The organism is Emticicia sp. CRIBPO, from assembly GCF_009905725.1.
In the GTDB taxonomy this organism is placed as follows: Bacteria; Bacteroidota; Bacteroidia; order Cytophagales; family Spirosomataceae; genus Leadbetterella.
Genome location: NZ_JAAAKV010000005.1, coordinates 72,449 through 85,176, shown reverse-complemented (window position 1 = coordinate 85,176; position 12,728 = coordinate 72,449). Strand labels below are relative to the sequence as shown.

General features: G+C 43.1%; 9 protein-coding genes. 1 reads left to right on the top strand and 8 read right to left on the bottom strand.

All coding sequences use genetic code 11. From position 1 onward, the window contains the following. Window positions 1–19 precede the first annotated feature (19 nt). Both GVN16_RS11525 and GVN16_RS11520 read right to left on the bottom strand, forming a co-directional pair. On the bottom strand, window positions 20–2,146 hold the full coding sequence (locus tag GVN16_RS11525; protein ID WP_166564052.1) for a peptidylprolyl isomerase: 2,127 nt from the start codon (window positions 2,144–2,146) through the stop codon (window positions 20–22). Between the two features lie 261 nt (window positions 2,147–2,407). After that, window positions 2,408–3,409 carry an SMP-30/gluconolactonase/LRE family protein gene (locus tag GVN16_RS11520; RefSeq protein ID WP_166564051.1) on the bottom strand — a complete coding sequence of 334 codons (1,002 nt, stop codon included), beginning with the start codon at window positions 3,407–3,409 and terminating at the stop codon, window positions 2,408–2,410. Between the two features lie 118 nt (window positions 3,410–3,527). On the opposite strand from GVN16_RS11520, the gene GVN16_RS11515 reads away from it, so the two are divergent. Then, on the top strand, window positions 3,528–4,211 hold the full coding sequence (locus GVN16_RS11515) for a helix-turn-helix domain-containing protein (RefSeq protein WP_166564050.1): 684 nt from the start codon (window positions 3,528–3,530) through the stop codon (window positions 4,209–4,211). A 162-nt stretch (window positions 4,212–4,373) separates the two neighbouring features. Here GVN16_RS11515 and GVN16_RS11510 read toward each other — a convergent pair whose 3' ends face one another. The 6 genes from GVN16_RS11510 to GVN16_RS11485 all read right to left on the bottom strand — a co-directional run bounded on the left by GVN16_RS11510 (window position 4,374) and on the right by GVN16_RS11485 (window position 12,616). Further along, the gene (locus GVN16_RS11510) at window positions 4,374–4,682 is read right to left on the bottom strand and encodes a hypothetical protein (protein ID WP_166564049.1); all 309 of its coding nucleotides are present in this window, start codon (window positions 4,680–4,682) and stop codon (window positions 4,374–4,376) included. Between the two features lie 213 nt (window positions 4,683–4,895). Next, window positions 4,896–6,608 carry a hypothetical protein gene (locus GVN16_RS11505; protein WP_166564048.1) on the bottom strand — a complete coding sequence of 571 codons (1,713 nt, stop codon included), beginning with the start codon at window positions 6,606–6,608 and terminating at the stop codon, window positions 4,896–4,898. Between the two features lie 28 nt (window positions 6,609–6,636). After that, the gene (locus GVN16_RS11500) at window positions 6,637–7,473 is read right to left on the bottom strand and encodes a DUF3667 domain-containing protein (RefSeq protein WP_166564047.1); all 837 of its coding nucleotides are present in this window, start codon (window positions 7,471–7,473) and stop codon (window positions 6,637–6,639) included. A 55-nt stretch (window positions 7,474–7,528) separates the two neighbouring features. Then, on the bottom strand, window positions 7,529–8,344 hold the full coding sequence (gene mazG / locus GVN16_RS11495; protein WP_166564046.1) for a nucleoside triphosphate pyrophosphohydrolase: 816 nt from the start codon (window positions 8,342–8,344) through the stop codon (window positions 7,529–7,531). Between the two features lie 27 nt (window positions 8,345–8,371). Then, window positions 8,372–9,064 (bottom strand): thioredoxin family protein, encoded by a 693-nt coding sequence (locus GVN16_RS11490; protein ID WP_166564045.1) that lies wholly within the window; start codon window positions 9,062–9,064, stop codon window positions 8,372–8,374. Window positions 9,065–9,229: 165 nt separating this feature from the next. Further along, window positions 9,230–12,616: an efflux RND transporter permease subunit gene (locus GVN16_RS11485; RefSeq protein WP_166564360.1), complete on the bottom strand. Its 3,387-nt coding sequence runs from the start codon at window positions 12,614–12,616 to the stop codon at window positions 9,230–9,232. Window positions 12,617–12,728 lie beyond the last annotated feature (112 nt).

The window sequence follows — 12,728 nt, the reverse complement described above, 5'->3', positions numbered from 1 at the left end:
TTATGATCGAAAGGACTGATTAAAACAATTTCGCCCTGTTGTCTTCAATGTTTGCTTTGTCTCTCAAAATCTGCTCAGCAATAAAGCCAGCCTGTCCGCCACCAACTCTTTGTAAAACCTGGTCTTTGTAGATAGAGTAATCTGCAATCTGAGGAGCGGCTGTTTTCTTCAATGTTTCGATGATAAACACACCTGATTCTCCTTTCAAAGGCTTGCTTCTCTTTCCGGCTTTTTGTCCGAACACCACACCCAAAGCAATCGGGTCGATTCCGGCACTGTTAAGCATACCGCTAAAGAAGTTGATATCTGCTACTTCTTCAACCAAAGCTCCTGCTCCGTATTTGTTGGCCACAGCCGTAAGATCTCCTTTGCCATCACCCAGTTTCGCAAGAATTTTCTCTGCCTTAAGGTCGTTACGCACTTTGTATGTGATCTGATCTTTGAAATCTTCCGCTTTCGGATCTTCTTTGTCAGAAGCTGCTTTGACAGCTGCTATAACATAAGTATCACCAATGGTAAATACAGTTTCAGAAACATCACCCACTTCAGTGTTTTTATCAAAAGCCCATCTTACGATTTCTCTTGCATTCTGAATGGTGTTGATTGAAGTGGCTTGCGGAGCAATTCTTTCAGCTGTCAACAGTGCCAATGAATTGTCTTTCTTAACGGCTTCTGTAAATTCCTTAAGGTTTTTAACACTTGCACGAAGGTTATCCGCTTTCTGGTAAACCTCTGTTGAAGAAGCTTCACCCACGCTCAGTTCTTTGCTGACCGTTGCCAGTTTGTATTTCAGATTGCTTTTCGGCTCTGTTACTTTGATGATGTGGAAACCGAAATCGGTTTCTACCAGATTAGGCAATACACCTGTTCCTGAGAAAGCAAAGGTAGCATCCTGGAATGTTTTGTCCATTTGTCCGTTATTCTGGAATGGACCAAGATCTCCACCCTGCTGGGCAGAACCATCCTGACCATACTGACGGGCTAGGGTAGCAAAATCTCCTCCTTCCTTAACTTGCTTCAAAACGGCCAGTGCACTTTCTTTTGCTTTAGCCTTCACACTGTCCGGAGCTGCTTTATCGGCTCTGAAAAGGATATGGCTGGCTCTTACAGTATATAATGAATCTGTAGAAGTTCCTTCGTATTTATGAATGGTATAAACATTACCTTCTTTGAATGGCCCGATGATGGCACCCTGGATAGCTGTCGAAATGCTTTGTTTTACCACATCGCTCAATTCGCTGTATGATTTAAGATATGGCGTACGGATATCTGAATTCTGGTTGGCATACGCCTGAGGATCCTGAGCTGCAGCCAGGCCTTTAGCCAGGTTACGGATCTCATCATTCAGGGCAGCACTGTCTTCTTTAGTCGGTACAACCTGGAAAGTCACGTATTCAATGGAACGGCTGTCGTATCCCTGGTATTCGTCTTTATGAGCAGCATAGTAATCAGAAATCTGGCTGTCAGAAACTTTTACTGTCGTGTCCTGAATACTGTAGAAAGGAACATAAAGGTATTTTGCATCTGCCTTTTCATTTTGAGCTACATATTCGTTTTTAGCCTCCAAAGCTGTAACATAAGTAGTAGCATTGATAAGGTTTTGATATTTCTCTCTCAGTCTTACCTGAAGCAATTCTTTTTTGAAGTTTTCCCAAACAGATTTTTGTCCTTCCTGAAGGGTGTTGTTAGCGGCAGCATTGATAAACTCTTTGTGCTGGGCTTCGTTAAAAGCACCGCTTTGATCTGAGAAAAACTGGCGAACATACGGGTGCATGTTTTTCGTTCCCTGGATCAGCTCGCGTAGCTCTTCGTTAGTAACAGTAAGACCCAGTTTTTCGAATTCTCCAAGATAGGCATTTTCAAAAATCAGTTTCTCCCAAACCTGCTCACGGATCTGAGCCAGTTCCTGCTCATTAGCAGACCTTCCGGTCGACATTTCATACTGTGTTTTCTGAGCGTCTACCAATCCGGCAAACTGTTGGGCGTCAATCTGATGGCCGGCGATCTCACCTACTTTATTACTATCACCGAATAAAGAACTACGACCAGAGAAAATATCTCCTCCTACAATAAATAACAATAAAGCAACGGCGATGACGGCTACTGCAATACCTGACCTTTCTCTGATTTTGTTAACGATTGCCATTTTATTTTTTTAAAACTTTTTGAATACTTTTTTACGGGCATTCCCGCCCTGATTTTTTTAGAGGTGCAAAAATAAGCAGATTCCTATTGATTATCAAAGAATTCCAAATCTGAAAATGAAACTTTTATCAAGAAACTGCCCATTCTGCTGATTTTTAGCTATGAAACCATTAATTTTTTTAGAAAAATTATGTTTTCAATGCATTTTATCTGCCCAAAAACTAACATTTCAGTCAAATCTTTGGTCTGTTTATGAAGAATATCAGAAGTTTGCCCCTTTTGTTTTGGTCCGGATCCTGCATAAATACACATCTGCAGTGATAAAAAGGGTACCCCCATCTTCACCCCAGGCGACGTTGGACGTAGCCTGTCCTGTTTCTATTCTCCCCAGCAATTTTCCTTTGGCATTGATAACCAGCACCCCTCCCGGGCCTGTAGAAAAAACATTGCCTTTTTCATCGACTTTCAAACCGTCAGGAGCTCCGATCAATCCCTGCTGAGCCAGTGGTGTGGCGTCATAAAATATTTTTCCTTTACCGAGGCTTCCGTTTTCAAGAATCGGGTACTCCAGGATCCAGGCTTTGGCAAGGTCTGACTGAGCCACATACAGGGTTTTCTGATCTACAGAAAGGGCCACGCCGTTCGGACGGGTAAGGTCTGCAATCTCAAGGCTTACTTTACGGTCATTTGAAATCCTGTAAACACCAAAACCCTCCACTTCCTGTGTAGGATCCTGATCATATTTGGGTAAACCGTATGGAGGATCTGTAAAATAAATATCTCCTTTTTTAGATTGAACGAGGTCATTCGGGCTGTTGAACCGTTTACCCTGATAATTGTCTGCCATCGCAAACTTCCCTCCGCCGCTGAACGGCATTTTGGTCACACGCCTGTCGCCATGTTCGCATGCCAGCAGCTGCCCGTCATTGCTAAGGGTCAGTCCGTTGCTGCCGGGTTCATTACTGTAAGGCAAAATACCGGTATAGCCCGATGGTCTGAGGAATTCAACCACCTTTTCTCCTGCTTTCCATTTATAAATGACGTTTTGCGGAACGTCAGAAAAAAGAAGAAAGCCCTGGGATTTAATCCAGACAGGTCCTTCAGACCAGTCAAAGCCTTCGGCGATGACTTCTATGGGTGATGTAATGTCAATGAGCTGCCGGAATTCGGGGTCTGACTCTACCAATTTGCCGGTGGTTTTGGTCTGTCCAAAACCGGAATACGTTTCAATCATGGTCAATAATAAAAAAATTGTCTTTTTCATGGGTTGAATATTACTTATCAAATGTAAAAATAGAGAATTTTTTATTTTAAATCTGCTTTCCATTGTTCTTAGACCTGAAATTTGTATATTTATATTCAACACGATAAATCCGGTTGAAATGATTTTTGGATATCACTCTATAGGTCATTCACAAACTGACCTTAAGGAACTAAAAAATCTGGTAAGACAAGGCGAGGGGCTACACCTCGAATTTAAGCTGAAAAGCAATCATCCCGAAAAAATCATTCGTGAGGTAGTAGCCTTTGCGAATTCAAGCGGCGGAAAACTCCTGATAGGTATTAGTGACGACAAACACATCAAAGGCCTCAAGTACATTGATGAGGATGAATATGTCATTACCAAAAACATTGAAAAATTTATTTATCCTGCCGTTGACTACACCATCCGCAAAATAAAAGTGGAAGATGAGAGGGAAGTGCTGGTTTACGATATCAAACCCAGTCCTTTTAAACCGCATTATGTCGACCTTGACGGTCAGCCGGAGCATCGCAAAGCGTATGTCAGGATTGACGACAAGTCTATCCAGGCCAGTAAAGAGGTGAGAGAAATCATGAAAGGAGAAAGGAGGTCAAGGGACCTGAAATTTACTTTCGGAGAAAAAGAGAAGGTTCTGATGGAATACCTGGATTCGCATAAACATATTACCATTAATACATTTTCCCAGATCGCAGATATTCCCAGGAAACTCGCCAGCCGGACCCTGGTCCTTCTCGTCCTCACCAGTGTGTTAAAGGTCCTTCCGCATGAAAGCGAGGACCTGTATGTTCTTTCTGCTGTATAAAAAGCAAAAGAAAAGAGGGTTTCCCCTCCTTTCCTTTTTATGTTGATGATCCCGATAAAATCTCCTGAATGTTTGCTGGTCACTTAAAACCATCGGATTTGTAGGAACAAATCATTTTGATCAGGCTTGTGCTAAGGGATGAACAACATTTACCAAATCCTGTTACGGATTCAATATTTTTCCGTTTTTATCGAATTTAACCGTTTGCCTGTCCGGTCCTTTTGTAAGATTTACTTCGTAATATTCCGTTCCGTCCTCTGACACCAGGTAGGCTGTTGTGACTTCCCATCCTTTGAAGGCTTCGCTTGCCAGAACCGTTTTGATTGGTGCCGGAAGGTCTTCGGGTTTGACAGGGGTCTTGTCGAATTGAGAAACAGTTAAGTTAACGGCCTGGGCCGGTTTAATTTGTGCATTAAGTCCTGATACAGAAACTAATGCCAGTGCGATTGATCCGATGATTAAGCTTTTCATTATTTCTTCAGTTTAATTATTAAATTATGTCTATTAAACTAAAAAAGGCATACCCTGAAAAGCAGAAAGGCATAATTTGCTGACAGTCAGCAAATTATGCCTTTCTTTACCATTAAAGAGCGTCTATTTTATTTCAAAAATTTACTCAAACTGTAGAAAAATTTCGCTATTTGTATAAAGGAACGATTTTTTAGCACTTTTTGTGGATTTCCGTTAATATCTCCAGCTTTTAAGATCTGCATGAGCAGGGGCCGTTTTTTTCAGATCCTCTACCCACTTTTTGATAAACATCTGGTGATACCTCAGCCTGGATATATAATTAGGCTGGGTGTGATCTCCATTCCAGCAGTGCTCTGCCCTGTCGCCGTAGTCCACAACGCCGTCATAGGCTGGGTTTGAAAGTGTTTTGAGCATATCTTCTGCCAGGTAAACCGCATTATTGAGATAGTAATTATCCATATCTCCACAGTAAATATGTATCCTGCCTTTCCATTTTTCCCCGTTTTTTGCCCAGTCTCTTTTCAGTATATAAGCCAGGTCATAATTTTCTTTCCAGTATTCAGCTACTTTCTTATTGATCACACCCGTTTGTTTGTCCCATATCCTTTCGGGGTATCCGTCTTTTCCGACAGGCGAATAAACCGCTTCCCAGATATCAAACTGCTGACCGCTCCGGGTTTTGGTTCCCAGGGCCAGCTCCCGCTGGTTCATTTCAGCTACCGAAGCGGACACCTGCCCCAGGTAATCTCTGTGACCTGGTCTCTGCAGTTTTTTAAACTGGCTTTCATACCAATAGGCATTCTTGTCCTCATAAATGTTTACGGTAGTGAATGCCCTGAAATCTACCGGGTCGGGACAGGCCGCGTAGCTTCCGTTATACTGATCGGGGTAAAACACCTGCACGGCGAGGGCTTCCCAGCCGCCGGTGGAGCCGCCGTAGGTAAATCTGGCCCAACCTTCCCCGATCCCTCTGAATCGCTTTTCTATTTCAGGAATGAGCTCATAAGTAATGGCATCGCCATAAGGCCCGATGTTAGCAGAATTCACAGCATAAGAATCATCATAAAAAGGACATGGATGCTGGATTTCGATAGCAATAACCCTTGGAAAATCCGGGCCTGTCCATTGCTTATAAAAGTCGTGGGCTTCCTGCTGGACTATTTTTTCATATCCGTAAATTTTGAACCTGGCATTATAGTTATTCGGAAGTCCGGTATCTGGCGGCACCGTTCTGAAGCCCTCAAGGTCTGAAGGGAAGTGTCCGTGAAATATGGCCAGGGGGTATTTAACCTTCGGGTTTTCGTCAAAGCCTTCCGGCAATAAAATGTGTGCCCCGAGGAACATCGGACGGCCCCAGAACTCAGTCAGCAACTTGCTCTGAATTTTAATGTGTTTGATATATTTGGTGTCCTTTGGCTCTTCAACGGGCGGAATTTCAAGGTCAAGGCTCAGTTTTATAATATTCTTCAATTTCGGGTCAATTCTGACTTTGACTGGCTTTGAGTAAAGATTTCCGGGAGCAAGATTCCACTGCTGGCCTTCTCCCCTGTCCATAGGAAGCTTTACGGTATGTCCGTCTTTCCGGTGAAAGGTCTCGTATTTATGAAGTAACACCTGTACATAATATTCTCCGGCAGGAACGTCTTTCAGCTGAGCGAGCGGGTAACCGGTGCTGTTGGCATTATTCAGGACCTGCGGCTGATCCGTAGCCCAGTTTTCGACGTCTTTTCCAAAAACGATCTGGGTATTGAGAGCGTCTGTGATTTCGAATCTCGGTTCCCGTTTTTCATTGGTCGACAACATGACGAGGAGCCTGCCGTCCAGCAATTTGGTGTTCTGGCTTTTACCTGTGCCGACAACGAACTGCTGCTGGGCAAAGCCTTTAAAACATAAAAGAGACAGGATAAGGAGTAATGGTTTTTTCATTTAGTTGTTTTTGATTAAAGTGAATTTTTCAGCCTCTTCCTCCCATTCTTTTAAAGAAATCGAGAAAGTCCCAGCTTTGATAGATATAGATGGCGAATGCCGTAAAGGTTAAAATACTCCAAAGTAAAACGCCTGTAAAACTGGTAACAAATACGCCCAGTTTCTGACCGATTGTTTTTGAACTCAAAAGGGAATTGTAGGCCCAGGCAAAATAAGCAATCTGAAAAACCAGCCCCAGAAGAGGCATCATATTTTTTATCGTTCCGCCAAACAGAGATGCCAGCGGAAAGACCACCAGGGTAAAAACCATATTGGAAAAACCGATAAACAAAACTGCGGAAGTAAGGTGTTCTGCATAATTGTATTTCCTTTTCCGGTAAACAGCCCAGAACAAAAATGCAAAATAGGGCACTGCTATCATCGCAATCATATTTCCGTGTTTTGTGCCAAACTCTTTTACCTTTATCCCCCTATCATATCTGGCGATATTCATTGTTTTTTCAGGGCCTTCCGGCATCTGACTAAACTGTTCCGCGGAAGAAATGGCCTCTTCTTTTTTCTTTTGAAATAATGTGTCTGACAGCACGTATACGGTCATTAATAACAGGAAAAAAGTAAACGGGTTAAAGTACTTTTTCCTTTTGCCCGCCAGGTATTCTCTCGCAACTACTCCCGGATGTAAAGCCAGGCCTTTGATCAGGTAAAATATGCCTTTGTCGGCATGGGTGAAGGCATGAAAAACTTCATGGAAAAAGTGCCCGAGGGTCAGGCGATGGGTGTCTGTTTTCTGTCCGCATTCAGAACAGAACTTAGCTTCGGGCGACAGGTTTTCTTCACAATTCAGGCAACTTGTGACATGGCTCATTTTTCGGATAAGTTAGAATCTATGCTAAAATAATTACAAAACCTGCCTTTTGGAATTACAGTGACTTGGCCTCCTCCCAGAAAATATCCATCTCTGCCAATGTCATGTCCTTTAACTCCTTTCCCAGTTCTTTTGATTTGGACTCAAGATACTGAAATCTTTTCTTAAACTTCTTATTTGTTCTCTCTAATGCTGTTTCCGGATTGATGTCTATGAATCTGGCATAATTAACTAGAGAAAATAGCAAATCCCCGAACTCTCCTTCAGCCTTTTCCTTGTCCATTATCTCATTTGATTCCGCGTTAAAATGTTCTTTAAATTCCTGCATCTCCTCCTCCACTTTATGCCATACCTGGGCTTTTTCTTCCCAGTCGAAACCTACTCCTCTGGCTTTCTCCTGGATCCTCATGGCTTTAACCAGTGCGGGCAGTGAATCAGGTACTCCTGCCAGAACAGACTTATTGCCTTCTTTGAGTTTGAGTTGTTCCCAGTTTTTCTTTACATCCTCCTCGTTTTCAACCACCACATCTCCGTAAATATGCGGGTGCCTGGAGATCAGCTTTTCACAAATTCCGTTCAATACATCCGTAATATCAAAATCATTGGTTTCTGAAGCGATCTTAGCATAAAAAACAAGGTGAAGCATGATATCCCCCAGTTCTTTTTTGACTTCGTTGAGGTCATTTTCCAGAATAGCATCAGATAACTCGTAGGTTTCTTCTATGGTTAAATGCCTCAGGGTTTGTATGGTTTGCTTCATATCCCAGGGACACTTTTCCCTGAGGTCGTCCATGATGGTGAGCAATCTGTCAAAAGCCGCCAGCTCGGCAGATCTGTTTTTAGAAAATAAGGCAGGTAATTTAACAGACATCCTAATATTAATATTTTACTCGAAAAATCAATTTTTCCATTTAATAGCACAACCTACAGCCTTTGATGTCGGGGTCACAACCGGCTTGTTGCCGATCACATAACCCAGTGCATCCTGAATGTAGTTTTTAGAAACCCCGTTGGCGTCCTGGGGGTTGTCGTCAATGGCCCCGGCATATTTAAGGATGTTTTTACCGTCCTCTTTTTTGACCAGGAAAACGTGCGGGGTTCTTTGGGCATCAAAAGCCCTGGCAACTACCTGCCGATCGTCAAGAAGATAGGGGAAAGTGAATTTCTTTTCCTCTGACCTTAATTTCATATTCTCAAAACTATCTTCTTCATAGGCTTCCGGGTCATTGGGATTAATCGCAATAACCGGGTAGCCCTTAAAAGCAAACTCTTTATCGAGCAGCAATAAGCGATCTTCGTACGATTTAGAAAACGGGCAGTGATTGCAGGTGAATACTATAATGAATCCCCGGGCTGAAGGGTAACTGGCCAATGAAACCATCTTTCCGTTGATGTTGCGAAGCGAAAAATCCCTGACGGCATCGCCGATGGCATATGGCGGGGCTGCTACAATCACCTCAGAAGATGATTCTGCCACCTCGGGAGTTTCAGCCGGAGTAATAGTTTCAGCATCCTCCTTTTTATAAATATAGGATCCCAAAACTGCCAGTAAAGCCGATAAAACAATGAGTATTCCTATTTGCCTCTTCATCGTGATTAGTCAGGTATGCTTGTGACAAAGATAAGCAAATTAACAATCGGTTCCCCTGTTGAATGCTTTAATGTAGGAGTTTTCAGGCATTTTCCTTAAAACAAAAAGCCCCGCACGGCTTACGATAACCATACGGGGCTTTAAAATCTATGACGATACCTTTAATCAGGCTATTTCAGCGTTGGCGTTTTTCAGTCTCCTTTTAGCTATTCTCGCTCTTGCCGTCTCATTCAGATAATACAAACAAGGCACAATGATCAAGGTAAGCAAAGTAGAGAATATCAGACCGAAGATGATGGTCCAGGCCAGGATATTCCAGAATACTGCACTGTCTCCGCCGATCGTTAAGGCCCATCTTAGATCAATAAACAAGGCTCCGAAATCAAAGGCCAGACCAAATGCCAGCGGGATCATACCCAACACCGCTGCAGAAGCAGTCAGCAATACCGGTGTCAGACGGGTGGCTCCACCCTGAACAATCGCTTGTTTCAACGGGAGTCCCTGGTGCAGAAGCTCGTCAATGAACTCAATGATCAGGATACCGTTTTTAACCACAATCCCGGCCAGGGCGATAATACCCACACCCGACATGATCACTGAGAACGTTTTACCAAAGATCATAAAACCGAGTAACACACCGATCAAACTGAGGATAATGGTTACAAAGATGATAACCGGCTTGATGATAGAGTTAAACTGTGCCACCAGGATCAGGTAAATCATAGCCAGGGCTATCAAAAACGCTGAACTCAGGAATGACATGGCTTCCATTTGCTCTTCCTGCTCACCACCCTGACGGATAGTGTAACCTGACGGAAGTTCGATTTCCGAAACTGCCTGAAGAATCTGCTGGTTAATTTCCGTTGCTTTCTCAAGGAACTCAGGCGTTACGTCCGAGCTAATCGTAATGATCCTTTCATTGTCTTTCCTGTTGATCTGACTGAAAGTGGTCGAATAACTGATGTTGGCTACTGCTGAAAGAGGAACATTTCTTAAAACGCCACCCATGTTCATATCCCGGTAGGTGATATTCATGCTCAGTAATTTCTCGATCTGACTTCTGTCGTCTGCCTTCAGTCTCAACTGTATCGGATATTCGTTTTTATTGTCTCTGAATTTTGATACTTCAAGACCAAATAAAGCCGTTCTGATGGTTGAGGCCACCTGTGCGGTGCTGATTCCTTCCCTTGAAGCTTTTTCACGATCCACATCAATGATTATTTCCGGCTTATTGGTTACAAGGTCAGACTTCAATTCGTCGATGCCCTGGATACCTGCAGCATTGATCTTGGCATAAACCTGTTTCTCGATCGCAATCAGCTGATCAAAATCCTCACCTACCACTTCCAGGGTAATCGCCTTTCCGGTAGGAGGTCCGTTACTTTCTCTCTCTACAGCAATTTCGGCTGCAGGAATTCCTTTTACGGCATCCCTGATTTTACCCAACAGCTCTGTTGACGAAATTTCACCCCTCTCCTCTTTCTTAACAAAGGCAACGGTTACTTTAGATTTATTCGGAGTCGCTGCCCTGTCCGGGTTCATCGGGTCACCGGCATTTTTACCGACATTCGAAATCACCGAGTTAATGGCATGCTCCGCTTTGTTGTCTTTGATTACCTTAAATACCCTTTTCTCAATTTCTCTTGTTACCTGATCCGTTTTTCTGGCGTCTGTACCTACCGGTAAAACGTTGTAGATATAAACATAATCCGGGTCACCACTTGGGAAGAAAATCACCTGTGGTTTAACAATACCCATCAAAATGAAGGTAAATATCAATAATCCGAAAGTTGAAACAACTACCCAAACCGGTCTCCAGCCTGTCAGTACCCATGAGATCATTTTTTTGTATCCTCCGATTAGTTTCGGAAGTAATACTTCCTGGAATGGAATGATCAGCTTAGGTGTCAGTATATAATGATTAAATACATACAATATCAGGATCAGGATGACGACGTTGGCAATTCCGAAGTAAGTCGAGTTTCCACTTACGGCATTCAGGAAGTAGAAAAACACGGCTGCTCCTCCCAGAATTAACAATGGTCTCTTCAGTTCACCAAAAGTCGGTTTGGCTGACTTATCCTCTTCTTCACGCTTCATGAAAGTGATCGCGAAAATCGGGTTCATTACATATGAAACAATAAGAGAGGCTGTCAGTGTAAAGATCAGCGTAAACGGCAGATACTTCATGAACTCTCCTACAATACCCGGCCAGAATAACAACGGGAAGAACGGAGCAATGGTGGTCAATGTTCCGGAAAGTACCGGCACAAAAACTTCTGAGGCTGCAATTCTAACGGCTTCTGTAATCGGAAGGTGCTTATGTTTGTTAAATATCCTGTGCGAGTTTTCGATAACCACAATGGCATCATCCACTACAATCCCGAGACCAAGCAGGAAGGCAAAAAGTACGATGGTATTCAGCGTAAAACCCATCAGCATCAAAGGATAAAACGCAAGGAAGGCTGATAAAGGCACCGAAAGACCCACAAAAATCGAGTCTCTCACACCCATGAAAAACATCAGTACGAAAACCACGAAAATGAAACCCATTACCACAGTATTGATCAGGTCATTCAAATCGGCCTTGGTTCTTTCAGACTGATCGGCGGTAATCCTGATGTCAAGGCCTTCAGGCAGACGGTTTTCTTTGAAATCTTCCAGCAAGTGCTCGATTTTTTCGGATGCTATGATCAGGTTTTCTCCACCTCTTTTGATAACGTTAAGCGTAACAACGGATTTATTGTCTAATCTTGCAAAATCCTGAACCTCCGCATTGGAGTCAACCACGTCTGCGATTTCGCTCAACCGGGCCGTTGCTCCCTGACCTGACCTGATGACCACGTTCTGAAGCTGCTCAATGGTTTTAAATTCTCCTTTCACCCTCAGGGTCCTTCTGACGTTATCTACGCTCAGGTCACCTCCTGAAATGTTGACGTTTTCATATTGAACAGCCTGCTGGATATCTCCGAAAGTGATGCCATAAGATTTCATTTTCTGCAAATCCAGGTTGATCTGAATTTCACGGTCAAGAGCTCCGACAATATCCACACGGGTAATTTCCGGAAGGGCTTCGATCGCATCCTGAATATCTTCGGCCATTAATTTCAATTTCTCCAGGGAGTAATTTCCGGCCAGGTTAATGTTCATGATCGGGAACTCCGAGAAGTTAACTTCCAGGGCCGTAGGGTCCTGGGTCAGGTCTTTCGGCAGGTCTCTTTTGGCTTTATCGATGGCACTTTTAACCCTTTCTTTAGCGACCTGGACATCCACCCCTGTTTCAAATTCGATCAGGATGATCGAAACGTCCTGCAGGGCATTCGATTTTACGTTTTTAACTCCTTTTTCAGACTTCAACTGCTTTTCTAGCGGTTTGTTGATCAGGTTTTCTATATCAGCCGGAGCTGTTCCTGCATACACCGTATTGACATAAATCTGGGGAATAACGATCTCAGGAAACTGCTCTTTAGGCAGGTTATTGAAAATAGAATACCCGGTTACCGTCAGCAAAATCGTTATCAGGTATACCGTCGTCCTGTTTTTCGACAGCATGCCGATAAAATTATATATAAACCCGCTATTGTGGCTTAAGTCGTCTATAGCGTTTTCGTTTTTTTCTTCTTTCATGATAAACTTAAAGTTTACTTTCTTTTAAATATTTTTT